The organism is Botrimarina mediterranea (genome assembly GCF_007753265.1).
Classification (GTDB): domain Bacteria; phylum Planctomycetota; class Planctomycetia; order Pirellulales; family Lacipirellulaceae; genus Botrimarina; species Botrimarina mediterranea.
Map to the genome: position 1 here is coordinate 2025043 of NZ_CP036349.1, position 25650 is coordinate 2050692.

At 64.7% G+C, this 25650-nt stretch carries 27 protein-coding genes and 1 riboswitch; of the genes, 19 read left to right on the forward strand and 8 right to left on the reverse strand.

Going from position 1 to position 25650, the window contains the following annotated elements; translation table 11 throughout:
* The first annotated feature begins 124 nt into the window (after positions 1-124).
* The 8 genes from Spa11_RS08120 (at position 125) to Spa11_RS22865 (ending at position 6809) form a co-directional block, all read left to right on the forward strand.
* Positions 125-1438, forward strand: a complete 1314-nt coding sequence (locus Spa11_RS08120; RefSeq protein ID WP_145110534.1) for an APC family permease — start codon at positions 125-127, stop codon at positions 1436-1438.
* 42 nt (positions 1439-1480) lie between these two features.
* Complete coding sequence (locus Spa11_RS08125; protein WP_145110537.1) at positions 1481-1939, forward strand: DoxX family protein; 459 nt, start codon at positions 1481-1483, stop codon at positions 1937-1939.
* Between the two features lie 156 nt (positions 1940-2095).
* Positions 2096-2578 (forward strand): MarR family winged helix-turn-helix transcriptional regulator, encoded by a 483-nt coding sequence (locus tag Spa11_RS08130; protein WP_145110540.1) that lies wholly within the window; start codon positions 2096-2098, stop codon positions 2576-2578.
* A gap of 70 nt (positions 2579-2648) precedes the next feature.
* A complete protein-coding gene (locus Spa11_RS08135) occupies positions 2649-3347 on the forward strand; it encodes a pirin family protein (RefSeq protein ID WP_145110543.1) in 699 nt (232 codons plus the stop codon).
* A gap of 65 nt (positions 3348-3412) precedes the next feature.
* Positions 3413-4081: a hydrolase gene (locus tag Spa11_RS08140; RefSeq protein ID WP_145110546.1), complete on the forward strand. Its 669-nt coding sequence runs from the start codon at positions 3413-3415 to the stop codon at positions 4079-4081.
* Between the two features lie 230 nt (positions 4082-4311).
* On the forward strand, positions 4312-4839 hold the full coding sequence (locus tag Spa11_RS08145) for an antibiotic biosynthesis monooxygenase (protein ID WP_145110549.1): 528 nt from the start codon (positions 4312-4314) through the stop codon (positions 4837-4839).
* A 34-nt stretch (positions 4840-4873) separates the two neighbouring features.
* On the forward strand, positions 4874-6655 hold the full coding sequence (locus tag Spa11_RS08150) for an amidohydrolase (protein WP_145110552.1): 1782 nt from the start codon (positions 4874-4876) through the stop codon (positions 6653-6655).
* Between the two features lie 7 nt (positions 6656-6662).
* Complete coding sequence (locus Spa11_RS22865; protein ID WP_197529829.1) at positions 6663-6809, forward strand: hypothetical protein; 147 nt, start codon at positions 6663-6665, stop codon at positions 6807-6809.
* Between the two features lie 64 nt (positions 6810-6873).
* On the opposite strand, the gene arsM is transcribed toward Spa11_RS22865, so the two are convergent.
* The 6 genes from arsM to Spa11_RS08180 all read right to left on the reverse strand — a co-directional run bounded on the left by arsM (position 6874) and on the right by Spa11_RS08180 (position 11363).
* On the reverse strand, positions 6874-7761 hold the full coding sequence (gene arsM, locus Spa11_RS08155) for an arsenite methyltransferase (protein ID WP_145110555.1): 888 nt from the start codon (positions 7759-7761) through the stop codon (positions 6874-6876).
* 71 nt (positions 7762-7832) lie between these two features.
* Positions 7833-8891, reverse strand: coding sequence for an ACR3 family arsenite efflux transporter (arsB, locus tag Spa11_RS08160; protein WP_145110558.1), 1059 nt, complete (start codon positions 8889-8891; stop codon positions 7833-7835).
* 36 nt (positions 8892-8927) lie between these two features.
* Positions 8928-9353, reverse strand: a complete 426-nt coding sequence (locus Spa11_RS08165; protein WP_145110561.1) for an arsenate reductase ArsC — start codon at positions 9351-9353, stop codon at positions 8928-8930.
* The gene (locus Spa11_RS08170; protein ID WP_145110564.1) at positions 9347-9718 is read right to left on the reverse strand and encodes an ArsR/SmtB family transcription factor; all 372 of its coding nucleotides are present in this window, start codon (positions 9716-9718) and stop codon (positions 9347-9349) included. Before Spa11_RS08170 ends, Spa11_RS08165 begins: the two co-directional genes overlap by 7 nt.
* 223 nt (positions 9719-9941) lie before the next feature.
* Positions 9942-10223 (reverse strand): hypothetical protein, encoded by a 282-nt coding sequence (locus Spa11_RS08175; RefSeq protein WP_145110567.1) that lies wholly within the window; start codon positions 10221-10223, stop codon positions 9942-9944.
* Positions 10224-10367: 144 nt separating this feature from the next.
* Positions 10368-11363 (reverse strand): PEP-CTERM sorting domain-containing protein, encoded by a 996-nt coding sequence (locus Spa11_RS08180; protein ID WP_145110570.1) that lies wholly within the window; start codon positions 11361-11363, stop codon positions 10368-10370.
* 282 nt (positions 11364-11645) lie between these two features.
* Positions 11646-11868, reverse strand: a riboswitch (cobalamin riboswitch).
* A 246-nt stretch (positions 11869-12114) separates the two neighbouring features.
* Between Spa11_RS08180 and Spa11_RS08185 the strand changes: the two genes are divergently transcribed.
* The 3 genes from Spa11_RS08185 (at position 12115) to Spa11_RS08190 (ending at position 13973) form a co-directional block, all read left to right on the forward strand.
* Positions 12115-13116: a metallophosphoesterase gene (locus Spa11_RS08185; RefSeq protein WP_145110573.1), complete on the forward strand. Its 1002-nt coding sequence runs from the start codon at positions 12115-12117 to the stop codon at positions 13114-13116.
* A gap of 100 nt (positions 13117-13216) precedes the next feature.
* Positions 13217-13369 (forward strand): hypothetical protein, encoded by a 153-nt coding sequence (locus Spa11_RS22870; protein ID WP_197529830.1) that lies wholly within the window; start codon positions 13217-13219, stop codon positions 13367-13369.
* A gap of 169 nt (positions 13370-13538) precedes the next feature.
* A complete protein-coding gene (locus Spa11_RS08190) occupies positions 13539-13973 on the forward strand; it encodes a DUF6717 family protein (protein WP_197529831.1) in 435 nt (144 codons plus the stop codon).
* A gap of 131 nt (positions 13974-14104) precedes the next feature.
* Here Spa11_RS08190 and Spa11_RS08195 read toward each other — a convergent pair whose 3' ends face one another.
* Both Spa11_RS08195 and Spa11_RS08200 read right to left on the reverse strand, forming a co-directional pair.
* Positions 14105-16117 (reverse strand): esterase/lipase family protein, encoded by a 2013-nt coding sequence (locus Spa11_RS08195; RefSeq protein WP_145110576.1) that lies wholly within the window; start codon positions 16115-16117, stop codon positions 14105-14107.
* A gap of 138 nt (positions 16118-16255) precedes the next feature.
* On the reverse strand, positions 16256-16489 hold the full coding sequence (locus tag Spa11_RS08200) for a carbon storage regulator (protein ID WP_145110579.1): 234 nt from the start codon (positions 16487-16489) through the stop codon (positions 16256-16258).
* 337 nt (positions 16490-16826) lie between these two features.
* Here Spa11_RS08200 and Spa11_RS08205 point away from each other — a divergent pair, with 337 nt between their 5' ends.
* From Spa11_RS08205 to leuC, 8 genes are all read left to right on the forward strand, one after another.
* Entirely contained in the window at positions 16827-17936 is a 1110-nt protein-coding gene (locus Spa11_RS08205) for a M24 family metallopeptidase (RefSeq protein ID WP_145110582.1), read from the forward strand.
* Between the two features lie 237 nt (positions 17937-18173).
* Positions 18174-18965: a tyrosine-protein phosphatase gene (locus Spa11_RS08210; RefSeq protein ID WP_145110584.1), complete on the forward strand. Its 792-nt coding sequence runs from the start codon at positions 18174-18176 to the stop codon at positions 18963-18965.
* Complete coding sequence (locus Spa11_RS08215) at positions 18965-19819, forward strand: hypothetical protein (protein ID WP_145110588.1); 855 nt, start codon at positions 18965-18967, stop codon at positions 19817-19819. Before Spa11_RS08210 ends, Spa11_RS08215 begins: the two co-directional genes overlap by 1 nt.
* A 180-nt stretch (positions 19820-19999) precedes the next feature.
* Complete coding sequence (locus tag Spa11_RS08220; protein WP_145110591.1) at positions 20000-20554, forward strand: carboxypeptidase-like regulatory domain-containing protein; 555 nt, start codon at positions 20000-20002, stop codon at positions 20552-20554.
* A gap of 166 nt (positions 20555-20720) precedes the next feature.
* A complete protein-coding gene (locus tag Spa11_RS08225; RefSeq protein WP_145110594.1) occupies positions 20721-21266 on the forward strand; it encodes a carboxypeptidase-like regulatory domain-containing protein in 546 nt (181 codons plus the stop codon).
* Between the two features lie 176 nt (positions 21267-21442).
* Positions 21443-22006, forward strand: coding sequence for a hypothetical protein (locus tag Spa11_RS08230; protein ID WP_145110597.1), 564 nt, complete (start codon positions 21443-21445; stop codon positions 22004-22006).
* Positions 22007-22227: 221 nt separating this feature from the next.
* Positions 22228-23973 (forward strand): serine/threonine protein kinase, encoded by a 1746-nt coding sequence (locus Spa11_RS08235; RefSeq protein WP_197529832.1) that lies wholly within the window; start codon positions 22228-22230, stop codon positions 23971-23973.
* Positions 23974-24221: 248 nt separating this feature from the next.
* Positions 24222-25628, forward strand: coding sequence for a 3-isopropylmalate dehydratase large subunit (gene leuC / locus Spa11_RS08240; RefSeq protein WP_145110603.1), 1407 nt, complete (start codon positions 24222-24224; stop codon positions 25626-25628).
* The last annotated feature ends 22 nt before the right edge of the window (positions 25629-25650 follow it).

Consider the following 25650-nt stretch of genomic DNA (forward strand, 5'->3'; position numbering starts at 1 on the left):
GCTAGAATCCGCCCGCCAGCCGCGACAGAATGCGGCGACACGATTGATCCCGGGGCACTTGCTCTCAGCAGTGTTGCCGGAACCGCACTCAGCAGCCCTCTTCAAGACTAAGCCTTCGCCGCTGATGAGCGACCCACCGAGCCCCGATTCCGCGCTCCGCCGCCAGGTTGGCGTCGCCGGGGCGACGTTAATGGGACTCGGGTCGATCCTCGGGACGGGCGTTTTCGTGAGCATCGCCCTCGGGGCGGCCGCGACCGGGCCGTCGGTGGTGTTGGCAATCGGCGTCGCCGCCGTGGTCGCGGCGTGCAACGGGTTGAGCAGCGCGCAGCTCGCCGCCAATCATCCCGTCAGCGGGGGGACCTACGAGTACGGCTACCGCTGGCTCAGCCCCACATTGGGGTTTGTCGCCGGCTGGCTGTTCCTCTGCGCGAAGAGCGCCTCAGCGGCCACGGCGGCGCTCGGTTTTGCCGGCTACGCGCTGGGTCTGACAGCGATGCCAACCAACGTCCCCGTCAGTGTCGTCGCGGTCGCGGTCGTCGTGCTTCTGACCTCGCTGGTGCTGTCGGGCCTCCGGCGTGCGAATTGGGCTAATGTGGTTTTGGTGTCGCTCACGATCGGCGCGCTGGCGGTCTTCTGCATCGCAGGCCAGCCAAACGCTCTTCGGAGTGGTGGAGAGCATCTGACGCCGTTGTTTCAGCCGGCGGAGGCCGACGTGGCGCCTTTCGCCGGGTTTCTCGAGGCCTGCGCGCTGATGTTCGTGGCGTTCACCGGCTACGGTCGGATCGCGACGCTTGGCGAAGAGGTCGTCGAACCGCGACGAAACATCCCGCGGGCGATTGTTACGACGCTCGTCGTCTCGGCGCTGCTTTACGCCGCGGTCGGCTTCGTAGCGATCGCGGCGGTTGGCGCCGAGGCGCTCGCTGCAGGGGTGAACGAGAAGCCGGCGCCGTTAGAGACCGCCGCCCGCGCCTTCGCCGGGCCTGCTGTTGCGAACGTCGTGGCGGTCGGCGCCGTCGCCGCGATGGGGGGCGTGCTGCTGAACTTGATCCTCGGCCTGTCGCGTGTCGTGCTGGCGATGGCGCGCCGCGGCGATCTGCCCCGCGTCCTGGCGAGAGTCAATGGCGAAGCCGCGTCGCCGACAGCGGCCGTGATGACGACTGGCGTCGTGATCGCAGGGCTGGCGGCGCTGGGCAGCGTCAAAGCGGCTTGGAGCTTCAGCGCGTTCACGGTGCTCGGTTACTATGCGTTAACGAATCTCGCCGCCCTCCGCTTGCGGCCCGATGAGCGGCTCTATCCTGTCTGGACGGCGTGGGCGGGGCTGGCGAGTTGTTTGTTCTTGGCGTTCTGGGTCGAGCCGCGTGTCTGGCTGGCGGGCGTCGGGCTGATTGCCTTGGGGCTCGTGGGACGCTGGATAGCGTCGCGGCGTCCCCCTCGATGACGGTATAAAGGCCCCTCGAAATCCGTGAGAAGGAGTGATCCTATGTGGTTACAACCCTGGCTCCGCACCAGCGCGCCGGCGTCGGTCTTGCTGATCCGCTTGATGGTCGGCTTTGTGTTCTTTTCGGAGGGCGTGCAGAAGTTTCTCTATCCGGCCTCCCGAGGAGCGGGACGCTTTGAGAAGATCGGGCTCCCCTCGCCCGAGGCTCTGTCGTACTTCGTCGCGTCCTTTGAAGTCGCCTGCGGCGTGCTGTTGATGCTGGGGCTGCTGACGCGGCTGGCGTCGCTGCCGACGATCGCGATCATGCTGGTGGCGATCGTGACGACCAAACTGCCGGTGCTTGCCGACGCGGGCTTCTGGCAGATGGCCCACGACGCGCGGACCGACTGGTCGATGCTGCTGGGTTCGATCTTCCTCTTCATCGTCGGCGCGGGCCCTCTGTCGATGGACGCGAAACTGACGGCGCCCGACCCGCCGGACGCAAGGAAGGAGGACGCGTAGTCTCCCTTCCGCTCCAAAAACTCACCGCAAGCCTGTTGACGAGAAGATAGTTCACATGTAAAGTGTTGGCGTGCCGCACAAATGGTCCCCAACTGCTGTGGCTTTCACTCACTCACTCACTCACTCACTCACTCACTCACCAGCCAACCCTTAGCGATGCCCGCTAGTAGCCTCAAATCCGACCTCCGCAAGCGAGACGGCTTCGACTCGCCGGAGCAAGAGGCCATGCTGAGCGTCCTGCGGCTGAGCGACCGGTTCTCGAACCGGTTGGGGCGGCTGTTCCGGGAGTACGGCCTGACGAGCTCGCAGTACAACGTGCTGCGGATCCTCCGTGGCGAGGGGAAGCCGTTGCCGTCGCTGGAGGTCGCCGACCGGATGATCCAGGTCGTGCCGGCGATCACCGGGTTGATCGACCGCCTGGAAAAGCAGGGCCTCGTTTCTCGTGAGCGTAGCGCCGAAGACCGCCGCGTCGTGTACGTCGAGATCACCAAGCGGGGCCTCGCCGTCCTGGCGAAGATCGACGATCCGCTCTATGAGCTGCACCGCAAACTCTTGGGCAAGATGCCGCGTAAGGAACTCGCCGAGCTGATCCGCCTGCTGTGCCGGGCGAGGGAGTCGTTCGAAGCGGCGGAGGTTTAGCGGCGGCTTTTTATTTGTCTAAATGGTTTATGTGTCAACAATTCACCTAAAATCAAAAAGGGAGCCTTCGATGATCCGTCTCCGCCCCGCCAACGAACGCGGCCACTTCGACCACGGCTGGCTCAACACCTACCACACGTTCTCGTTCAGCGGCTATCAAGACCCCGCCCACGAGCGATTCCGCTCGCTGCGGGTGATGAACGAAGACTATGTCGCCGGCGGCCAGGGCTTCGGCGCCCACGGGCACCGCGACATGGAGATCGTCACTTACGTTTTGTCGGGCGCGCTGGCGCACAAGGACTCGATGGGCAACGGCGAGGTGCTCCGCCCCGGCGAGTTCCAGCGTATGACGGCCGGCACGGGCATCCGCCACAGCGAGTTCAACGACTCGCCAACGGAGCCGGTCCACCTCTACCAGATTTGGTTGCTGCCCGACCGCGAGGGTCACGAGCCGAGCTACGAGCAGAAGCCTTTCGACGCGGCCGGTCGCCGCAACCGGTTGCAACTGGTCGCCTCGCCCGATGGCGCCGACGGTTCGCTGACGATCCACCAAGACGCCCGCATCTATTTGGCGGACCTCGAAGCCGAACGCGCGGTGACGACGAACGTCGCCGCGGGCCGTCATGCTTGGCTGCAAGTGCTGCGTGGCGCGGCCGAGCTAAACGGCGTCCGCTTAGAGACCAGCGACGGCGCCGCCGTTAGCGACGAGACGCAACTGACGATCGAAGCTGTCGGCCCCGCCGAAGTGATGCTGTTTGACCTTGCTTGATATTGTTGATTCACTGCTGATTCCACGGCTTACGTCCACCAAACTCTGACGTTAGGACACCGAAAATGCCAAACATTCTCCCCAACACCGACAACGGCCTGATCACCGCGGACAACTCGGTCCTGGTCTTCATCGATCACCAGCCGCAAATGCTGTTCGGCGTCGCCAGCGGCATCGATCGTCAGCTGCTGGTGAACAACGTGCTGCTACTGGCCCGCGGCGCGAAGGAGTTCGGCGTGCCTACGATTCTGACGACGGTCGAGACCGAGTCCTTCAGCGGGCCGATGTGGCCGCAACTGCTTGATGTCTTCCCAGAGCAGACGCCGATCGAGCGTACGGGGATGAACTCTTGGGACAGCCCCGAGTTCCGCGAAGCGATCAAGGCGACCGGCCGGAAGAACATCCTCCTCTCGGGCCTGTGGACCGAAGTCTGCATCACGTGGCCGACGCTGCAGATGCTGGCCGAAGGCTATAACATCTACGTCGTCGATGACGCCGTCGGCGGCACTTCCCCTGCGGCGCACGAGGCAGCGTTGTCGCGGATGACGCAGGCCGGCGCCGTACGGATGACGAGCGTTGCGACGGTGCTCGAGTGGCAGCGTGACTGGGTGAACCGCGACCATTACGACGCGCTGATGGACCTCTTCCGCGAATACGGCGGGGCCTACGGCGCCGGGATCGAGTACGCGTACACAATGGTGCACGGCGCCCCGCCGGCACGCAAAGTGAAGTGAACGAGTAGCGACGTAAGTCGTAGAAGTCCCCCTCCTTTTCAGGGAGGGGCTAGGGGAGGGTGAGAGGCGTCGATCGGAGTGCGGCTGTTTGGCTGATCCGCTTCACGCCGTAGGTCGCCAAAGTTGTTTTGCCTAGCGGACAGCTCAAACCTTCCCCCCCCATTCTTCGGAATGAGGGCCTCCCAAAAGGGGAGGGGGACTGACGGAAGCCGAACTCTAACGAACTACCCATGCCCCAAGTCCACATCGCCATCACCCGCAAAGCACGCCCCGGTCAAGAGGCAGAGTTCGAAGCGGCGCTGCGGGAGTTCGCCCGTGAGTCGCTTGCCCATCCCGGCGCCACGGGCATCCATCTGATCGGTCCCGTGTCCGGGGTCGCCGGGGAGTACGGCATTATGCGCTCGTTCGAGAGCGCTGAAGCTTGCGACGCGTTTTACGACTCGGAGATGTTCGCCGACTGGCAGCGCCGCGTGGCGCCGCTAGCCGAAGAGGGCTGGGCGCGGCGTGAGTTGACGGGGCTCGAAGCCTTCTTCCGCCGTGGCGGCTCGGCGCCGCCGCGGTGGAAGATGGCGATCGTGACGTGGATGGGCGTCTTTCCGACGGTGCTCCTCTGGTCGGCCCTGATGGCGGCGCCGCTTTCGAGTGTGCATCGAGTCGTCGCGACAGGGGTCACGATCGCCCTAACGGTGGTAACGCTCACCTGGGGCGTGATGCCGATCCTGACCAAGCTGCTGAGCCGCTGGCTGCACAAGCACTGACTTACAAAGCAAATCCATAGACGAGGCAATCCGCATGGAACCGCAGCTCGTTCTCTATCACGGCAAGGTAACGACGCTCGATCCCGCTAGTCCGGAGGTGACTGCCGTGGCGGTAACCGACGGGCGCATCACGGCGACCGGCAGTGACGACGATGTGCTCGCCCTGGCGGGAGCGGGCACACAAAAGATCGACCTCGGCGGGCGACGTGTCATCCCAGGACTGAATGATTCGCACCTGCACGTCATTCGCGCCGGGCTGTTCTACAACCTCGAGCTGCGTTGGGATGGCGTGCCGTCCGTCGCCCAAGCCCTTGAACAATTACGCATACAGGCCGAGCGGACGCCGCCGCCCCAATGGGTACGCGTCATCGGCGGCTGGAACGAGTTCCAGTTCGCCGAAGGGAGGATGCCGACGCTCGAAGAGATCAATGAGGCAGCGCCCGACACGCCGGTGTTCGTGCTCCACCTCTACGACTCGGCGCTGTTGAACCGCGCGGCGCTACGGGCCCTGGGATTCGGGCCCGATACGCCAAATCCCCCCGGCGGACTCATTGCCCGCGATGGCCGGGGCAATCCAACAGGCCTGCTGATCGCCGAGCCCAGCGCGTTGATCCTGTACTCGACAATTGCGAACGCACCGACGCTATCACCGGATGACCAGCTCAACTCGACCCGACATTACTTGCGCGAACTCAATCGCTTCGGCGTGACGAGCGTGTCGGACGCCGGTGGGGGTGGTCAGAATTACCCAGACGACTACGCCGTCGTGAAACGTCTGGCCGACGAGGGGCATCTGACCGTGCGGATCGCGTATAGCCTGTTCGCGCAAAAGTCGGGCGCCGAGCTCGCCGACTATCGCCGTTGGCTCGGCATGACCCACCCCGGCGACGGCGACGATCTGCTGCGAGTGAATGGCGCCGGAGAGAACCTCGTTTGGAGCGCCGCGGACTTCGAGAATTTCCTGCAACCGCGCCCCGACCTACGGCCGGTGATGGAAGCAGAGCTCGAAGCCGTCGTCCGGACGCTGGCTGAAGCGCGCTGGCCATGGCGCATTCATGCGACGTACGACGAATCGATCGGCCGCTTCCTCGACATCTTCGAGCGCGTGCATCGCGACGCGCCGATCGACAAACTGCGCTGGTTCATCGACCACGCCGAGACCGTCAGCGAGCGCAATCTCGACCGTATCCAAGCGCTCGGCGGCGGCGTCGCGATCCAGCACCGCATGGCGTACCAGGGCGAGTACTACATCCGCCGCTACGGGATCGAATCGGCAAAACGCCGCCCACCGCTGAGGCGGATGCTCGAGATGGGGCTCCCGGTCGGCGCCGGCACCGATGGGACGCGCGTGGCGAGTTATCACCCCTGGACCTGTCTGTGGTGGATGGTGACGTCCAAAACCGTCGGCGGCACGGTGCTCCACGCCGAGGCCGACCGGCTAACACGCGAAGAGGCCTTGCGGCTTTACACCCACGGCAGCGCGTGGTTCAGCGGCGAGGACGACCGCAAGGGTCGCCTCACGCCGGGTTCGTACGCCGACATGGCGGTGCTGAGCGGCGATTACTTCACCGTCGCAGAGGACGAAATCCGCGCGATTGAGAGTTTACTAACGATCGTCGGCGGCCGTGTGGTATACGGCGCAAGCGAGTATGCGTCGCTTGCCCCCGCAACGCCGCCGGTAAGTCCCGACTGGTCGCCTGTCGCGAAGTTCGGCGGTTACGACAACACGAAGCCCACGCCACCGGCGCACCAGCACCTGCCGGTGATGGCCGCCGATGGGCGAGTATGGGAGACGGGCTGTGGGTGCGGCGTCTAACAGCCTGTTGAAATACGCCATCGTGGCGTATTTCAACCTCGCCAAGCTCGGAGCAAAGCTCGTCGCGGCTCGCAAAACAGCGGCTTTTTCAAAGCCGCTGTTTTTGATGATCGTATCCTTCGATCAAGCAGCCGGTTGTTCAACAGGCTGCTAAGGGGGGGAAGTTGTTGCGATAGAACTTTGGTCGCCCAAACGAAGCCGGAGTTCCCTCCCGAGTTCTAAGCCGGCTTTACCGCGAAGATGCGGACGCTCGCGGCGAACGCGTTGACGTTGTAGCGGGTCAAAAGATCGACGAGCTGGCTATGGATCTCGGAAGTCGCGACGGGCGGCGTTGAGCCACAGCAGCCGCCGAGCTCCACCACCGGGAGGCCATCCTCCGCCGGCGCGGGGACGCAGCAGGCCGCGTTTTCGGCTTTGGCGTAGGCGTTGAGGTCGGCGCCCGTGTCGAGAACCTCGACCGCTTCAAAGCCCGCGTCGCGGAGCGTCTGGCGGTACTCGTCGATGAGGATCGCGCCCGCTATGCAGCCGACATACGCCGACAGATTGGCGGCGACCTCTTCGGGAAGCATTTGCTTCAAGGCGATGTCGCTCACCGCGACGCGGCCGCCCGGCTTGAGCACCCGAAAGACCTCCCGCAGCACGGCGCCCTTGTCGGGGGCGAGGTTGATGACGCAGTTGCTGATGACGCAATCGACCGTTGCCTCTTCGAGCGGCAGCTTGTCGATCGTCGAGAGATGGAACTCGACGTTCTCGACCCGGCTCTTGGCGGCGTTGCGGCGGGCCAGGTCGATCATTTCCTGACTCATGTCGATGCCGATCGCCTTACCGGTCGGACCAACCTTCGGCGCCGCCAGCAGTACGTCGAGCCCGCCGCCGCAGCCGAGATCGACGACGACTTCGCCGGCACGCAGCCGAGCGGTCGCGGTGGGGTTGCCGCACGAGAGGCCCATGTTCGCCTCGGCGGGGATTGAGGCGAGTTCCTCAGCCGAGTAACCGAAGGCTTCCGCGACGGCCTTCACGCCGGCGTGGTCGCTCGAGAGCCCCCGCGTCGCGACGGCAGAATACTGTGTGCGGACTTGGTCGATGACTTCGTTCGAGGCGCTCATGCTTGGGCTCCGGAGGTAGTTGTTGGATTGCGTTGCCGTTTGATCTGAGCCGTGGGAAATATCGCTCGGTGTTAAACGTGTTCGGGCGACGCGGAGAACCATCCCTCAGTACGATTGGCGAAGGCCACTAACGCCAGCATCACCGGGACTTCCACCAAGACGCCCACCACCGTCGCCAACACGACGGGCGACGAGGGGCCGAAAAGCGTGATGGCGACCGCGACCGCCAGTTCAAAGAAATTCGAAGCGCCAATCATCCCCGCCGGCGCCGCGATGTTGTGGGGGCACCGCATCTTCTGGCAGGTCAAGTAAGCGATGAAGAAAATCAGCACCGTCTGAATCACCAGCGGGACCGCGATCAGCGCAATGTGCAGCGGGTTGTCGAGGATGACGTGTCCCTGGAAAGAGAAGATCAGTACGAGCGTCAGCAGCAAGCCGACGATGGTCACGTTATTGAAGCGGGCCAGGAACGTGTGGTTGAAGTAGTCAAGGCCGTGTCGCTTGATGACAGCGGCGCGCGTTGCGATCCCGGCAACGAGCGGAATCACGACGAAGAGCAGCACCGACAGCAGCAGCGTGCCCCACGGGATTGCCACCCCGCTCACCCCGAGCAGCAGCGCAACGATCGGGGTGAACGCGACCAAGATGATCAAGTCGTTGGTGGCGACCTGCACTACCGTGTATGCCGCATTGCCGCGTGTGAGATGGCTCCAGACAAAGACCATCGCTGTGCAGGGCGCCGCTCCGAGTAGGATGGCGCCGGCGAGGTAGTCCTTGGCGAGGTCGTGCGGAATCAATGACTTGAAGACGACAAAGAAGAAAAAAGCGGCGATCGCGAACATCGTGAAAGGTTTGATCAACCAATTGACCACCCACGTCACGTAGAGCCCCTTCGGGTTCGCGCCGACATATCGAATGCTGGCGAAATCGACCTTCATCATCATTGGGAAGATCATCAGCCAGATCAGCACCGCGATCGGGATCGAGACCTTTTCGTACTCGAATCGCCCGAGAAACTCGGGGATTGCCGGGAGGTACTTCCCGATCAGCGTCCCCGCCGCCATGCAGAGGGCGACCCAGTAGGTCAGATTCTTCTCGAAGAAGCCGATCGTGGCCGTGCTCTGGTCCATCTGAATCTCCTAAGGCGCGTTGGCGCCTGTCAGCGATCAACCTTGCAGTGATTGCGGCAGCGTCGCGACGTAGTCACGTAACTCGTCACGGACACGCCGGTAATGCCCAAGAGCCTCCACTTCGCTCGCCGCTTCGCGCGCCAAGCGCGGCGGGTCGTCGAACGGGCGATGCACCACTTTTGCGGCGCCGCGGAAGATCGGGCACGACTCGGCCGCGTTGTCGCAGACGGTGACGACGTAGTCGAACTCGACGTCCGCTAGTTCATCGACGTGCTTGCTGTGCTGCGGCGTGATATCGACGCCGGCCTCGGCCATGACGGCGATGGCGTGCGGATTCATGCCGTGCGTGGCGACGCCGGCCGAGTAGGCCTCCAGGGTGTCTGACTTCAGATGGTGGGCCCAGCCCTCGGCCATCTGGCTACGACACGAGTTGCCCGTGCAGAGAAAGAGCACCTTTAGCATTTGCAGTTCGCCTGTTGGCGGCAGAGTTCTTCGGGGGGCATTTTGAGGACGACCTTGAGGGTCTGCTGGTCGGCTTTGGCTTGCTTGTCGCGGGCAAGGCTTGCGAGCACCAATTCCAGCGCCTGCCGGGCTTCAACGGGCGAATCCTCTTCCGCGAGCCGAAAATGAGCCCAGCGGCCTTCCTTACGCGACTCGACGAGCCGCGCCTGGTGGAGCACCGACATGTGCTTCGACACGGTCGATGACGCCAACGCCAGGACCTCGACTATCTGGCAGAGACACAGTTCGCGGTCGCGCAATAGCCCCAGCGCGCGGACGCGGTTCTCGTCCGAGAGGGCTTTGGTGACAGCGAGGAGGTCTCTCATGATCGCCGGTGGATTTTACGTTTCGCCAACTAACGAAATATTAGATCGACAGCGGACTCCGGTCAACTGTGCTCGGAGACGAAAAGTCCGCAATGTGCCAAAGGACTGAACCACGACGGACACGAAGAACACGACGGCCTAATTGCCGAGACAACGTGACGCCTAGTGGCAGGCCGTCGTGCTCGTCGTGTCCGTCGTGGTGAGCTCTCTTTACTTCATCCGTTTAGAGACGGCTGTCCGTCGGGATGCGGCACGTCGTCCGGTCGCGCAGCCATGCGGCGAGCGCCGCACGGTGCGGCAAGAGCTGCGGGTCCTCGTCGTGCTCGGGGCCACGGGCGACATGCGTGACGACGAACGGCCCGTCGCGTTCGGGCAGGTCGTAGCCGCCAGGGTCGGTGACGAGGTACCAATCCCCCGTAGGCTCCATCCGCAGCCACGCCCGCGCGACGCCGGGAGAGTGATGCACGGTGAACTCCGTTTCCAACCAAGCGCTGTACCAACGCATCGGGCCCTCCTGGCTTTAATATGAGCGATCGAAAAAAGGAACTGTGGGAGGCGTCTCCAGACGCCGATTACGCGCACCATGTCTAATCGGAATGGATGCCGTAATCGGCGTCTGGAGACGCCTCCCACAGGAGATGCAAAAGGTTTAGCTGCGACGAAGCGCCGCTATTGCGGCGAGGCCGACAAGGGTCAGCAATGCGCTGGTCGGCTCGGGCACGGAGTTCAGCACGCCCACCGCGCCGGTCGGGAGGCCGAGGTAGTCGAAGCCGGCCGAGTCGTAGGTTAGCCAGTTGTCGAGGATCGCGTTGCCCAGCGAATCGCGGGCGACGCCCGTTAGCGTGCCGCCGGCGCCATCGGAGAGGTCGCCGCTGCCGACCACGTCGACGAGTCGCACGTAGTCGATCGCCGTGATATCCACGACGCCGCCGGTCACCAGCGGGTCGCTCGCCAGTTCGGCGAGATCGAACGGCGTGCCCCAGTTCGCGGTGTGCTTTCCGGCGAGGTTGTAGAGGTTCGTGGCGTCGTAGGCTTGGAAAGCTCCCGAGACCGTGGTCGGCACCGTGTTCAGCGAGACCGATGGGAAGCGGAGAAAGTCAACACCGTTGCTAGAGACTTCGACATAGGCAAGCTCAGCGAGCAGGCTCGTGGCGCCGCCGAATGCAAAGGCGTTTTCGAACACGGCGAAGTCGGGCCCGGCGCCGTCGGTGATCGGCTTGGCGAACCCGAGCGTGATCGCGCCCGGGGCGTCGATGCCGATGAACCCGTAGGTGTCAGTCGTGCTGTCAATATCGCCGCTGAACGGATCGCTAACCGCCGAGCCGGCATGGAAGTTGTTGGGTTCGGCGCCGGTTTGCGGAGCGTAGAGCTTGTTGAAGGGCGCGTTGGCGCCACCCGGCGCGGCGACGGGGCTGTAGAGTTCACCCAAGGAACTCAATGCGGTAGCGGGTTTGCTGAAGTTGGCGCCAACGCCGGGCGACGGCGCGTAGTTGACGACCGAAGACTCGAACGTTGTGATGCTCGCACGGGCAATCGGGTTGTCCGGCGCCCCGGCGGTGACGCCAGAGTAGCTCGAGTAGGGACCCGCTTGGGCGACGCCGATCGTGGCGCCGAGAGCGATTAAAGGGAGACTGGTGCGGATCATGAGTTGCAACTCCTGCAGTCAAAAGAAGGAAACGCGGATAGCGACGTCGCCAACCGCTGTCAAATACGGAAGAGCGAACGCCGGCCCGCCGCTGCGCACCGGTGGCGCAGAGGAGATGGAGACGCATGGGACTCGAGCGAGAATGAAAGCGGCGTTAGCACTCGCGCACCGTCAGCCGTGGCGCAGGGCAGGAGCCCTTCACCCAACGGCGTACGCCGTCACAGCACGGAGACACGGGAACAACGCAGCGATGAATGCGACGGCGGCTTTCCCTCGAAGCCGATCCGATGCCACGCGTTGGTAGGTCTTCTGACTCCCGGGCTCGCCGTGCCCTGCCTTCTCACTCACCTTCGCTTGATGCGAAAGGTGGGTAATGGCTCTGAAGAAGGGGCTCGGCGTGTGTCGCCCGGTTACAGCGGCGGGGCCGTCCCGGAATCACACCGGGTTCCCTGTTACGTCGGCCTCGCAAGGGGCGAGACCGACCACCAACACACTGCCCAGCGTTGTAGACCGCCATGCGGCGGTTGTCTAGCGTCGGCTTGCGAAATCCTGCTGGCGCCTAAAAAAGGGAAGATTGAACCACGAAGGGCACGAAGGACACGACGGCCAACTTGGCGGGGCTACGCCTGTCCCATTGGCAATCTCTTTGTGCCCTTTGTGGTTCCCTACCCTTTCTTGGCGCTTGCGATGGGCCTACGCCAGTGGTCAGTATAGGGCAGAAACTCTTGGCCCCTCGACTTGGTTGGATGCGATGACGAGAACTCTTTTGTTGCTGCTGATCGGCTTCGCGCCGACGTTTGCTCGTGGCGAGGCCGATCCGATTGCCGAGGGGTCTTGGACGCTCGCGGTTCTGCCCGATACGCAGATCTACGCCGAGGCGTATCCGCAGCACTACGACGCGCAGACGCGTTGGCTCGTGGAGCACGCCGACTCGCACAACATCCGCTTCGTGCTCCACGAGGGGGACGTCACCAATCAGAACACGCCCGAGCAGTGGGACAACGCGCGGAAGTCGATGTCGCTGCTCGACGGCAAGCTGCCTTACGCGATCGCACCGGGCAACCACGACTACGGCCCGGGCGGGAACGCGGCCGATCGGGTGAGCTTCTTCAACGAATCCAAATACTTCGGCCCCGTGTCGCCGTACGCGATCCAGCCGAGCCTCGGCGGGCGTTACGAAGAGACGACGACGGATAACACTTGGCATACGTTCGATGCCAACGGGCAGAAGTGGCTCGTTGTTGCTTTAGAGTTTGCGCCGCGTGATGAAGTCGTCGTCTGGGCTGACAGGATCGTCGCCGAGCACGCCGACCTGCCGGCGATCCTCGTGACACACGCTTACATGTACTCGGACGACACGATCTACGATTGGCGGGCGAAGGGCGCCAAGCAGTCGTGGAACCCCCACGCCTACGGCGTCGCCAAGCAGCCCGGCGAGACCGTCAACGACGGGCAAGAGCTGTGGGACAAGCTCGTCTCGAAGCACAAGAACTTCCGCTTGGTGTTCAACGGCCACGTCCTCAACGACGGCACGGGCTACCGTAGCACCAAGGGCATTGAGGGGAACATCGTCCACCAGATGCTGGCAAACTACCAGTTCAAGAAGGAGGGCGGCCAGGGCGACCTGCGGCTGCTGGAGTTCAGTCAGGATGGCGACGTGGCCGTGAGGACCTACTCGCCCGTCCTCGACCGCCACGACCGCGCGGACGACCAAGAGTTTAAGATCCGGCTAGACGAGTTGGGGCGGAAGTAGAAGGTCCGGACGGCGGGGAGCTTCCCTGACTAGAGCGTCTCCGCCGCCCAGCTATCGAGCCAATACGCAACCTAGAATCCTTCGACCAGAACAGCGAGCCATGACCACAATCTTCTTCTACGCGGCTGCAACGATCATCGGTGGGCTGTTCGCTTTGCTTGGCCTTGTTGTGGGTCTTGGACTGCTCGCCTACTTCTTAGAGGCGAAAGGGTTTATCAAGAACGAGGGCGTCGCTTGCAAGAACTCTCCGTAGCAGATTCCTTCAACAAGATTCAGAAGCCAACGATTTTCGCCTCGCTGGCTCTTCTGGTATAAGATGCCGCTAGGCTCCTGGCGATCGCCGGAGGCGTGGACTTGTCTCTCTTCTAAGCGAGGCGTTCGATAAACGGCCCTACTCGCTCAGACGGCTCTCGGCCGTCGTGGTGGTTCTCCTCTTGGCGGCGGGCGCCTACGCCTACTGGTCGGCGGTTGCAGCGGCGCCGATGCGGTTGCCGCAAAACTCGATCATGGTCCTCGCTCCGTACCGCTACAACGGGACGTGGGTGTTCGACGACGAGCGTGTCGGCCTCGTGCGCGAGCCCTTCGTCGCGGGGGTGCCTGAGATGATCGATGTCCTGGTGGCCGACATTCCCGACGCCGACAAAGGGTTCCGGCTGACATTCTCCGCCAAGCCTTTCCCCGATTATGAGAAGAAGCTGACCCGCACGCGCAGCGATGGCGTCGGCAACTACTACCGGCTCGACGACCCGACAATCGAAGGGCCGCCGATGGAAGGTTGGATCTGCCCAGCGCTGTTCAAATACTACGACGCGGCGCCGGCAGAGTTGTACGTGAGGGCCGACCCGTCGCGCAGTTAATCGATTCCGGTTCGCTCGGACCATCGATCGACGCCTACCGATTCGTCTGAGCCTTGGGCGCGAACCCTCGGCGGACATCGGGCGCCGCCTTCCTACCGAGGGCGCAGATTCAACGAACGAGTTGGCTCTCGTTAACGGACACTTTCTAAGACGCCGCTCGCGAGACGCACCGGTTGTTGGTCGATCACTGGTGGGAGGGTGCGGATTTCGGCGGCGTGTTGGGCGTAGCCTTGCGGGTCGAGCGTGGCGACGTGTTCCATGAGCACACGGCGCACTTCAGCGATCGTCTGTGGGTGACGGTGCAGCATGACGTGGTCCTCGGGGACGACCACTTGCGACGCGAGCTGCGGCAGGTCGTCGAGGCGAGCGCTGTCGAGCGACACAACGCCGTCGCCGCGCGTCGTGAACCAGCTGGTGAACGCGCTGCGTGGCTCGTCGCCGACGACGTTGTGATACCGCACCCACGGCCCCGACTTGGCGGCCAGCAGCGCCGGCAGCATCGGCGACTCGGGCGACAGCGAGTCGATGCTCGTCATCACGCGCGCCGCGATTTGCGGACGGAAGAAGCCGGGGTTGCGACGGAACAGTTCTTGTTGCCGCGCCATCGTCTGCATCGGGAAGGCAATCAGCTTGGCGCCCACCCACTGCGTGAAGCCGTTGGCGAACATGCTGCCGCGGTGCGGCGTGCCGATCGTCACGACGCGTTGCACCGAGGGGTTCGGCTGGAAGAAGAACAGGTTCGACATGTACTGCCGAACTTCGGGGTCGGCGTCGAGTTCTTTGAATTCGCGGTCGGTAACGATCCGCCAGAAGTCCTGCCCGCTGTCCACCGTCTGCAGCCGCGACAAGAGCCCCCCCATGCTGTGGCCGACGAGCACTGTCTGATCCAGCGCGTAGGCGGTGTGCGTGGGATCGACCGTCTGCCTCAGCTCGGCAAGGTCCTTACGCATCTGCGCGGCGCTGACCCAGAAGGGATGGCCGGTCGGATAGAGATAGAACCAGAATTGATAGCGACTGCGGACGCGCGGATCGCTGCGGAGGTCGTTGAACATCTCCATCCACGTCGCAGGGCTCGACCAGAGGCCGTGCACCATGACGACGGGGATGCGGTTGGGGTCGTACGGCTCGAGGAGGTAGAGCCCCTCCTGCTGCTTGACGCTGTCGGGCTTCAACAAGCCGATCGTCGAGACGTCGCGGTCTTGGAGGTCGGGCTGATCGAGGTAGTACGCCAGCGGCGTCGTCAGGTCGGTCTCGAGCGGCGCCCGGCGGCCGGCAAGCTGGAAGGTCTTGTGGTCGGTCGTATCGTGCAGCTCAAGCACCAGCCGCACGCCCCCCTCGGGACGCGCCGGCGTCGGCTCGTAGCTCTCGGCGCGGGCCACCGCGGTGAGCGGGTAGCAGAGCTTGCGGGGGTAGAACTTGTCCTGGGGCTGATCGCGGTCGGGGTGATGACGGATCGCGATTAGCGGCGTGCCGATGCCGGTAGTGTGGTAGTGGTTCCGGAGGGCGAGCACCTGGAAGTCGCTGGCGAACTCGAAGCTCTGGAAGTCAGCCTCGGTCCAGCGCTGGCTGTGCAGCTCGATAGCGACCGAGCAAGCCCCATGGGTCAGCGGCAGAGGGACGAGCGCGCCGGGCTTGACCTGATCCCGCTCTCTCAGCAGCCGTAGCAGGGCCTTGAGCGAGTCGTTGTACCGCCGCGTCGTACCGGGGATGCGCTGCCGCTCATCGGCCGCTAGAGCCCGGTAGCCGTGGACCAGCGATTCGGCGTAGAAGCCGACGGCCGCGTCGGGGTCGTCTTTGACGAGGCTATCCGCCTCGGTCGCCGCAAGCTCGGCGAGGGCGAACTCCAAGTCGGGCGCCAGCGTGCTGTGCGCCTCTTGCTCAAGCAATTCCAGCAGCTTGGCGCGCTGGTCGGGCTTAGTGGGATCAAGCCCCCTTGGCTGGGCGACCGCCAGTGTGGCGTCCGACAGTGCGGCGCGCCCATCACGAGACCAGAGCAACCGCGCCGCATAGGCTTGGTCGGCGGGTCGGCGTTCGATCCACTGCTCACTAGTTGCACACCCTGTACAGAGGGCGACAACGGTGAGGATCACCGCAGCGAGAGCCGGCGATTGAGTCAATCGGCTGAACGCCACTGCGGCACGCATCGGGCGAGATCTTCCCGGCACGCGTCGGCCCGCGATTACGCACGGGCCTCTCAAGTTAGAACACTCTGCCGGACGCGAGGCACGCTACGGAGATCACGCCAACGCGTCAATGCGAGTGTCTTCCGCGGTCAAACCGCATCAAGCCGACGCGGCGGCGCGGCAGTCAGCGTTCATCAGCATCAACGAAATCGGGGAGTCTTCGTCCATCTCGAACTCGGTGACGGACTCCTTCAACTCGCCGCGGAGGATACGCACATCGCGAGGCGCCTGCACTGCCAGCGCGACACGGTTACCCGAGACACGGCGGACTTCGATCGTGATATCCTGTCCGATCTGGATTTGCTCACCGGTCTTACGGCTAAGAACTAGCATCGCTGGGCTCTCCTGTGCGCGGTTAAGGGGCGACTCCGCCGCCGATTGTGAAGTAGACGATCATACGGGTGTGCACACGGCGTGCCTAATTCGAGCTTTAGAGCGATTGAGCAGATTTTTTCGTCGTTTTCATTGCCTGCCAAAGAGATTACTTGGAGCCACCCCCACGACGCCTGCCGATGAAGAGTTGTTTGAGCGTCTCTGTATGGGACGAATTTCGTATCGGCAAGTCTCGCTTTGAGACGATTCCGGAGCCCGCCAGGGCCGGGTTGCACGCCAGGCCTGGGTCGTTTCCTCTGGTAGGCGACCGCCGCTCCACCCCTTTGAGTGACCCGACGTGATTGACAAAAACGCCCTGAAAGGCAGGCAGAACCGCCTCGTCGCCGAACTCCAACGACTCAAGTGCGGGATGGCGGTCCTGTTGCGACCCGAGTCGATCCAGTGGCTCACCGGCGCCTACGTCGGTCCGTTGTTCCAACCCGTCGCCGCCATCGACGACCAGGGGACCGTCACCCTCGTCTTGCCAAGCCGCAAGGCAGAGTTGCCGGTGCTAGCGGACAACGTGCGGACTTACGAAGAGAAGCGGCTCTCGACGATGCGAGACGCCAGCGATCAGCGCCACGAAGCCATCTTGGTGCTACTCGATTCATTCGGATCGGCGCCGAGTCGGGCCGGGTGCGAGTTCTCCCTCGCTCCGCAGTCGCTGTACGGCGCGCTGCACGGCGATTGGATCGACTTCGACTCGGTAATGTTCCGCCTGCGTCGCAAGAAGGACGCCGACGAGCTAGCAATGATGGCGACCGCCAATCGCGCCAACGAGGCGATGTACGCTCGGGCGCGTGAGATCATCGAGCCGGGCCTCAACGAGCTTGATCTCTACAGCGAAATGCACCGCGTCGCCGTGCGGACGCTGGGCGAGCCGCTGACGTACTTTGGCCAGGACTTCCGCTGCAACGCCCGCGGCGGGGCGCCCCGCGACCGCGCCGCCGAGGCCGGCGAGCTGTGGGTCCTCGACCTGGGCGTCGGCTACCGCGGCTACTACACGGACAACGCCCGCACGATCGCCGTCAGCGAGCCGACCGACGCCCAGCGATCGGCCTGGGAGCAACTCGCCGCCGTGTTCCCGATGGTCGAGGGAAAGGTGCGACCGGGCGTGAAGTGCCGTGAGGTCTTCGACGAGTCGGCGGCGATGCTAGCGGTCGCGGCGCCGTGGGTGTTCAACCACCACCTCGGCCATGGCGTCGGTCTCGCGCCGCATGAGGGGCCGCACCTCAACCCGAACTGGGACGACACGTTTGAGGTCGGCGATTACTTCACCGCCGAACCGGGGCTCTACCACGACGACCTGCGTCATGGCCTGCGGCTCGAGCAGAATTACGTCGTCACCGAGACGGGCGTCGATTTGCTGACGGATTGGCCGTTGGGCCTTCAGGACGGGCTCGCCTAGGCGTAGCGGCTCCCATCCGTGAACGTCTGAGCCGTGGGCGGCAGCCCTCGGAGTGGAGGGCGGGTTGCGCTGCACTCCGAGGGCTGCCGCCCACGGCTCAGACGCAACGGTTTGGCGAAGCGTGCACTAGTATCGCCCGCACGCATTCGGCTTCCGCGAACGAGAGTCTCTCCCTACACTCCGCCGCGCGTTGGGCGCCTTGCCGCCTGCGCTGATGACACGACGGAGCACGCCAGGATGAACGGCCTTGTCGATATCCACTGCCACCTGCTGCCGGGCATTGACGACGGCGCCGCGGACCTCGAAGCGTCGCTGGCGATGGCGCGGATGTCGGTCGAGCAAGGCGTCGAGACGATCGTCGTCACGCCGCACCAGTTGGGCGCCTTCGAGTGCAATCGCGGCGACGACATCCGTCGTCGCACGGCCGAGCTGCAAGCCGAACTGACGCGGCACGACATCCCGCTGCGGGTGCTGCCGGGCGCCGACGTACGGATCGAAGACCACATGATCGCTGGCCTGCAGTCGGGTGACGTCCTCTCGCTCGGCGATCATCGCCGCCACGTGCTGCTCGAGTTGCCGCACGAATTGTACTTCCCGTTGGAGCCGGTGCTCAACGGTCTGAAGCGGATCGGCATGGCGGGCGTCCTCTCGCACCCCGAACGCAACGCAGGCTTGCTGGCGCGCCAGGACTTGATCGAGTCGCTCGTCGACGACGGCTGCTTGATGCAGGTGACGGCGGGCAGCCTTGTCGGCGGCTTCGGACCCGACAGCCAAGCGATGGCCGAGCGGATGGCGAGCCGCGGCTTGATCCACTTCCTCTCAACCGACGGGCACAGCCCGAAACGACGCCGCCCACGGCTTGGCGAGGCGTACACGAGGGCGGTCGAACTCGTCGGTGAAGACGCCGCCCGCCTGTGGTGCAGCGAGAACCCCCGGGCGGTCGCTGAAGGCCGTGAGGTCGTTCCTGGTCCGATTGTGGTCCGTAAGCCACGGCGGGGCTGGTCGCTGTTTTCTCGAGGTGCGGCCTGATGGCGGGGCGCGCGGCCGCTACGCCGCTAACGCGCCGCCAGGCGCTCGCCGCGATCGTCGCCGGCGCCGCCTGGTCCGTTTCATCGCGCGCCCGCGCTGCGGTCGAGCCGACATGGGTCGATCAACGGCGCGTCGGTCCGTTCGTTTGTCGCTCCGCGTTTCCTCTGGATGACGCGTTGTTGGCCGACGCCGACCTTGCGAGCCTCGAACGCGAACTGCGACGGGTCCTGGCGCTCGGGCCTTGCAAGAACCAAGTCGAAGTGGTGCTGCTCAACGACGCCCAGCAGCACCGCCGCTACATCGCCGAACGTCACCCCACGGCGCCCTACCGGCGCGCCCTGTATTACCAAACGAAGCAGCGGGCCGTGATCTACGCCTACCGGCACTCCGAGCTGGCGATCGACCTGCGACACGAGTGCACGCACGCCCTGCTTCACGCCGACCTGCCGATGGTGCCGTTGTGGCTCGACGAGGGGTTGGCGGAGTACTTCGAACCCCGTCCGGCCGACCGCGCTCATGGGCCGGATCATCTCGAAGGGGTAGTGTCGGAGGCGGCGCGGGGTCGGCTGGTAGCGCTAACGACGCTCGAAGCCAAGCACGACCTCGCCGAGATGGCGGACATTGATTACCGCTACGCCTGGGCGTGGACGCACTTCCTCCTTCACGGCCCGGCTGCCGCCTCGATGCAGTTGTGGGCAACGCTGGCGGCGCTGCGGCGTTACGAGCCGCCAACGCCGATGTCGCAGCGGCTTGCCGCGACGCTCGGTTCTCCGGAAACAGCGTTTGCGGAGCATTTCCGGGCCTGGCCGCGCGTGTTGCGCGCTTCGCGCCAGCATGCTGGCGCCAGCCGGTGACTTTTCCGAACAAGTAGTCCAGGAATAGCTGGAGAATGTCGCTTCCGCTCGCCGATCGCAGCAGTGGTGGATGAAAATGTTCTCTGACGCTGCTGCCCTGCGCAGGAGCTTTGAACTATTCCTTCGGTCTCGACCGAACGCCTCACGGACGAGTCCCGTCATTACGGAGAGAGGACGAGCATGAAGATTGTTGTCGCCCAACGCATCGCCGCGGCGATGGCGTGTTTCGGCATGCTGATTCAGCCCGCGTTGGCGGGCGCCCCGATCGTTGAATCGGCGCCGGCGGTTGCCGATATCGCTCTGAGCAATGGCGGGGTGTTTGTTGGCAAAGTGGTGACCGCCCAGGGCGCACCGCTCGCCAAGGTTGCTGTCTCGCTGCAACAAGCCGGCAACGAAGTCGCCAAGACGACGACCGACGCCGAAGGCGTGTTCGCCGTGCAAGGCTTGCGTGGCGGACTGTATCAGGTGGTCTCCGAAGGCGGCGTCGTGTCCTACCGTCTCTGGGCGGAGAACACCGCTCCCCCGGCCGCCAACCAGTCGGCCCTGATCGTGACCGGCGGCGACGTCGTCAATGGCCAGTACTGCCCTCCGATGGCGCCGTGCCCGCCCACGCCGAGCAAGGGCGCTGGCGTTCTCGGTTGGATGCGTGAGCACCCGCTGCTGGTCGCCGCTGGCGTCGCGACGGCGATCGCCGTGCCGCTCGCTCTGGCCGACGACGACGACCCGGCCAGCTGATAGCGTCCACGACTTCGCGATGACTGAACAACACAAACCCCGCCCGCCGGTTCGCCGGAGGGCGGGGTTTGCTATTTGCCGACGTCCGAGAGTTCGCTAGGGTCCCGCTCGCTTGTCACTCCATGACAAATTGATAGCGGAGCCCTCGATGCGTAGCCGTAATTTGATGTCCCGTCCGCTGGTCGGCGCCGTGGCTTTGGCGGTTGCCATGGGCCCGACGCTCGCCCGGGCCCAGAACGCCGTCGCCGCCGAACATAAGGCCGCCGACGCCCTGGCGGTGGACGTGGCGTTGCACAAGGACGGCCTGTTGATCGGCCAGCTCGTCGGCGCCTCGGGCAAGCCCAGCGCTGACGCGACGGTGCGGCTGACGCTCGCCGATGGCCGCAAGGCGGAAGCCAAGACCAACGCCGACGGCGGCTTTGCTTTCAAGAACGTGCGGGGAGTCGCCCGCCTCGAAAGCGACAAATCCGCACTCTTAGTACGAAGTTGGACCGGCGGAGCGGCCCCTCCCAACGCGACTCCGGCGGTGTTGCTGGTGGAAGGGAGCGAGATCGCCCGAGGTCAGCACTACGCCGGCCCCGTCGCCAATAGCACGGTAAGCCACACCAAGCGTCTCTTCGCCAACCCGCTGTTCCTCGCCGGCGTCATCGGCACGGCGGTGGCGATCCCCGTTGCGATCCACAACGCCGACGACGACGACCCGGCCAGCTGACCGCCGCCCAATCGATCGATCTCGCCATGTCGCTGCAGGCGTCACGTCTTGTCAGCCGGCGGCACGACGCGGCGCTGACGCCCGCGGTTCTGCTGTTCCGGCGCCACCCGTTGGCCGATCCATGAGGTAGTCGCAAGGACGCGATATTCACGGGATCGGCACGCACGGAAGGCGCCATGGCGGTCGGCGATCTGTTCAGGTACGCGGCACGCGCGTTTTTCTCTAAAACGACGCCCACGCCGGAGAAGCAGCTGCTACGCATCGCGAAGCAGCACGTCATCCGCCGCGTCGTCGAGGTCGGCATCGACTCGGTCGATTCGACGGCACAACTCCTCGACGTCCTCGTCAAACAGGCGAAGGACGCCCCGGTAAAGTACACGGCGCTCGACCTATTCGACGCCCGGCCGGAGGGGACGCCCGACGCGCCTCTGGTGGGCGTGTACCGGCGGTTCATCGCCACCGGCGCCAAGGTTCGGCTGACGCCAGGCGACTTGGCGGCGTCACTCGCCGCGGAGGCAAACAGCCTGTCAGATACCGACCTCCTGCTGCTATCGGGGGACGCCACCGACGAGGCCCTGGCGCATGCCTGGTTCTATGTGCCGCGAATGTGTCACCCCGGGACTTTGGTCCTCCGCCGCACCGAGGGCGAGACGGCCGACGCCGCCGGCGAGTGGCAGACGATCCCGCTTACGGAGATCTCCGCCTGGGCTGCAACCCGGCCCGCTCGCCGCGCTGCTTGATCTCTAAATCGTGTGACTTATCGCACGGTATCGCGAGCGCGACGCTTTTGGCGGGGGGATCGCTGCCAGTTTGTTGGCGAACCGACTACCATTTGGTTGCGTCCAACGGGAACTGGCTAGCGTCGGTCTGCCCCCGTATGTGGGGGGGCTCGCTTGCAGGACCCGAAATGCCGAGGACGAACGGACCTCGGCGGGGACCGGCCAGATCGGGAGCCGCGGTAGTGATCGGAAGCAGTATCGAGAACGCAGAGACCGTCGCCGCCCCCATCAGCATGCTGTCGGCGATCCGGGAGGACTCCGCAACCGCAGGAGCCGCCACGGGCGCGAAGGAGTCGGGATCGAGAGGTTCTGGCGCCATCAGCGCCGCCGCCCGCGGACTGGTGCGGCTGGTCGAAGGGGGCAGCGTCCACCTCAGCAGCGAGACCCGTGGCATCTTGCAACGCCGGCTGTTGCTCGCCGCGGCCCTGTTGGCGACTGGGTACGCGGCGTTTCTCATCCGGGGACTGTTCTACTGGGAGCACACCTACGGCGTTGCCGGCAGCCACATGTTCTGGGTGCACAGCGCGGCGACGGTGCTCACCGGGGCGATCGCCGGCTGGCTGTGGAAGGCGCAGTCGCTGACGCTCACTCCGCTCCGGATCGCTGAGTGGGCGATCTTCGGCGGCGCCGCGGTCTTCTTCCTGTTCGTGACTCAGAATCGGATCGATCACTCGGCGAAACTCGAGGAGGGCGCCCACCTGCCGAACGTCGTGGCGCCGTGGCTGCTGCTGCTGTTCACTTACGCCCTGTTCGTCCCGAACAGCTGGCGGCGGGCGTTAAGATTCCTGGCCCCGGCGGCATTGGCGCCGATCGCGGTCATCCTCTTCCAGAAGGCGCTCTGCCCCGCGTTCCAGGATTGCTACGCCCACGGCGCCTACAGCGACTACCTCACCGAGCATGCGTTGGAGATGCTCTTCGCGCTGGCGATCGCGGTTGTCGGCGTCCACACGATCAATACGCTGCGGCACGAGGCGTTCGCCGCCAAGCAGCTCGGGCAGTACCGGCTCAAGCAGAAGCTCGGCTCGGGCGGCATGGGCGAAGTCTATCTGGCCGAGCACCAAATGATGAAGCGCCCCTGCGCGATCAAGGTGATCCGCCCCGACAAGGCGGGCGACCGCCGTAATCTGGCCCGCTTCGAGCGCGAGGTCCGCTCGACCGCCAAGCTGTCGCATTGGAACTCGATTGATATCTTCGACTACGGCAGCACGCCCGATGGGACGTTCTATTACGTCATGGAGTATCTGCCGGGGCACAACCTGGGCGAATTGGTGGACCTTGAAGGAGCGCTGCCCCCGTCGCGGGTCGTTTACCTCATGGACCAGGTTTGTCGCGCGTTGTCGGAGGCCCACGGCATCGGCCTGGTGCACCGCGACATCAAGCCGGCGAACATCTTCTGCTCGTACCGCGGCGGCGAATTCGACGTCGCCAAACTACTCGACTTCGGCCTAGCGAAGCCAACGGTCGCCGTCGAAGGGGACGGCGCCAGCGCGTTCCTCACGCAAGAAGGGGCGCTGACCGGCTCGCCGATGTTTATGTCGCCCGAGCAAGCGACGGCCGAACGGGAGGCCGACGTCCGCAGCGACATCTACTCGCTGGGCTGCGTGCTCTATTACCTGCTGACGGGCAAGTCGCCGTTCCCGTACGAGCAGGTGGTGAAGGTGATCATCGCCCACGCCTCGGAGGAAGTCCTCCCGCCCCGGCAGCACAACCCGTTGCTGCCGATCGAGCTAGAGGACATCGTGTTGCGGTGCTTGGAGAAAGACCCCGAACACCGCTTCCAGACGGTGGACGAACTCCGCCGGGCCTTGATGGACGTGCAGTTTGAGGACAGCTGGTCCCCGGAACGCGCCGCCGAGTGGTGGAACTGCAAAGCGTGCCCCCAACGCAAGGCGATGGCCGCCGCCGCGATTGAAGCCGCCGCCGTGTGAGACCGGCGGCGCTCTGCTCTGAGCATTTTGGCGAGCTCCCGATGTTAATTGGGGGAGTTGGGCCCGATTCCTCCACCGACTTACGTCGGAGGCTCGTCGCCAAATCCGCGGCGCGGCGCTGAACTCTCGCTTTTCCGCAGCTACCGGTGGGCGAACCGGCGCCTTAAACTAGCTGTCTTGGCCGTTGCTCCCTGCGGCGCCGCCGGCGTCATTGCCCAGCCGCTCTCCCTTTCCGCTTGCGTTCTCCGATGTCCACGCCCCGTACGCTGTTCGAAAAGATCTGGGACAACCACGTCGTCCACGCCGAAGCCGGCCGATCGACGATTCTCTACATCGACCTCCAGCTCGTTCACGAGGTCACCAGCGCCCAGGCGTTCGAGGGCCTACGCCTCGCCGGCCGCAAGGTCCGCCAGCCCGCACGAACGGTCGCGACGGCCGACCACAACGTGCCGACCACCGACCGCAGCCTGCCGATCGTCGACCTGATCAGCAAGCAGCAGATCGACACGCTGACGAAGAACTGCGCCGATTTCGGCATCACCTACTACGGCCTCGGGCACCTCAACCAGGGCGTCGTCCACGTGATGGGCCCCGAGCTGGGATACACGCAGCCCGGCATGACAATCGTCTGCGGCGACAGCCACACCAGCACGCACGGCGCGTTCGGCGCGCTGGCGTTTGGGATCGGCACCAGCGAGGTCGAGCACGTCCTGGCGACCCAGACGCTGTTGCAGCAAAAGCCCAAGACCATGGAGCTGCGCGTCGACGGCCAGCTCGGCCCGGGCGTCACGGCCAAGGACATGGTCCTCTACCTAATCGGCGAGCTCACGACCTCCGGCGGCACCGGTTACTGCCTGGAGTTTACAGGAGACGTCGTCCGGGGCCTGTCGATGGAAGGCCGCATGACGGTCTGCAACATGTCGATCGAAGCGGGCGCCCGTGCGGGCATGATCGCCCCGGACGAAACGACCTTCAATTACATCAAGGGCCGCAAGTACGCCCCGCAGGGCGCCGACTGGGACGCCGCGGTCGAGCGCTGGAAGCAACTGCCGACCGATCCGGGCGCGAAGTACGACAAGTCGCTTGTCTTTGCCGGCGCTGAAATCGCCCCGCAGGTCAGCTGGGGCACCAACCCCGGCCAGGTGGCGAGCGTCAACAGCCGCATCCCCAACCCGGCCGACTTCAGCGACCCAACCGACCAGAAGACGACCGCCGCGGCGCTCGACTACATGGGCGTCCAGGCGGGCCAACCGATCACCGATCTGAAGATCGACCGCGTCTTCATCGGCAGCTGCACCAACGGCCGCATCGAAGACCTCCGTGCGGCGGCCGCCGTCGCGAAGGGGCATAAGGTCGCGGGCCACGTCTCGGCGATGGTTGTGCCGGGGTCGGGCGTCGTGAAACAGCAGGCCGAAGAGGAGGGCCTCGACAAGGTCTTCAAGGAAGCCGGCTTCGAGTGGCGCGAGGCGGGTTGCAGCATGTGTCTGGCGATGAACCCCGACAAGCTCTCCCCCGGCGAGCGCTGCGCGTCCACCAGCAACCGCAACTTCGAAGGCCGCCAAGGCCGCGGCGGCCGCACCCACCTGGTGAGCCCCGCGATGGCGGCGGCGGCCGCCTGTGCGGGGCACTTCGTCGATGTTCGGGAGTGGAGTTGAGTTAGACTCGTTAGAGAGGGCC

Coding starts and splice junctions, on each gene's coding strand:
- Spa11_RS08120 (WP_145110534.1), top strand. CDS start 125: ATGAGCGACCCACCGAGCCCCGATTCCGCGCTCCGCCGCCAGGTTGGC.
- Spa11_RS08125 (WP_145110537.1), top strand. CDS start 1,481: ATGTGGTTACAACCCTGGCTCCGCACCAGCGCGCCGGCGTCGGTCTTG.
- Spa11_RS08130 (WP_145110540.1), top strand. CDS start 2,096: ATGCCCGCTAGTAGCCTCAAATCCGACCTCCGCAAGCGAGACGGCTTC.
- Spa11_RS08135 (WP_145110543.1), top strand. CDS start 2,649: ATGATCCGTCTCCGCCCCGCCAACGAACGCGGCCACTTCGACCACGGC.
- Spa11_RS08140 (WP_145110546.1), top strand. CDS start 3,413: ATGCCAAACATTCTCCCCAACACCGACAACGGCCTGATCACCGCGGAC.
- Spa11_RS08145 (WP_145110549.1), top strand. CDS start 4,312: ATGCCCCAAGTCCACATCGCCATCACCCGCAAAGCACGCCCCGGTCAA.
- Spa11_RS08150 (WP_145110552.1), top strand. CDS start 4,874: ATGGAACCGCAGCTCGTTCTCTATCACGGCAAGGTAACGACGCTCGAT.
- arsM (WP_145110555.1), bottom strand. CDS start 7,761: ATGAGCGCCTCGAACGAAGTCATCGACCAAGTCCGCACACAGTATTCT.
- arsB (WP_145110558.1), bottom strand. CDS start 8,891: ATGGACCAGAGCACGGCCACGATCGGCTTCTTCGAGAAGAATCTGACC.
- Spa11_RS08165 (WP_145110561.1), bottom strand. CDS start 9,353: ATGCTAAAGGTGCTCTTTCTCTGCACGGGCAACTCGTGTCGTAGCCAG.
- Spa11_RS08170 (WP_145110564.1), bottom strand. CDS start 9,718: ATGAGAGACCTCCTCGCTGTCACCAAAGCCCTCTCGGACGAGAACCGC.
- Spa11_RS08175 (WP_145110567.1), bottom strand. CDS start 10,223: ATGCGTTGGTACAGCGCTTGGTTGGAAACGGAGTTCACCGTGCATCAC.
- Spa11_RS08180 (WP_145110570.1), bottom strand. CDS start 11,363: ATGATCCGCACCAGTCTCCCTTTAATCGCTCTCGGCGCCACGATCGGC.
- Spa11_RS08185 (WP_145110573.1), top strand. CDS start 12,115: ATGACGAGAACTCTTTTGTTGCTGCTGATCGGCTTCGCGCCGACGTTT.
- Spa11_RS22870 (WP_197529830.1), top strand. CDS start 13,217: ATGACCACAATCTTCTTCTACGCGGCTGCAACGATCATCGGTGGGCTG.
- Spa11_RS08195 (WP_145110576.1), bottom strand. CDS start 16,117: ATGCGTGCCGCAGTGGCGTTCAGCCGATTGACTCAATCGCCGGCTCTC.
- Spa11_RS08200 (WP_145110579.1), bottom strand. CDS start 16,489: ATGCTAGTTCTTAGCCGTAAGACCGGTGAGCAAATCCAGATCGGACAG.
- Spa11_RS08210 (WP_145110584.1), top strand. CDS start 18,174: ATGAACGGCCTTGTCGATATCCACTGCCACCTGCTGCCGGGCATTGAC.
- Spa11_RS08215 (WP_145110588.1), top strand. CDS start 18,965: ATGGCGGGGCGCGCGGCCGCTACGCCGCTAACGCGCCGCCAGGCGCTC.
- Spa11_RS08220 (WP_145110591.1), top strand. CDS start 20,000: ATGAAGATTGTTGTCGCCCAACGCATCGCCGCGGCGATGGCGTGTTTC.
- Spa11_RS08225 (WP_145110594.1), top strand. CDS start 20,721: ATGTCCCGTCCGCTGGTCGGCGCCGTGGCTTTGGCGGTTGCCATGGGC.
- Spa11_RS08230 (WP_145110597.1), top strand. CDS start 21,443: ATGGCGGTCGGCGATCTGTTCAGGTACGCGGCACGCGCGTTTTTCTCT.
- leuC (WP_145110603.1), top strand. CDS start 24,222: ATGTCCACGCCCCGTACGCTGTTCGAAAAGATCTGGGACAACCACGTC.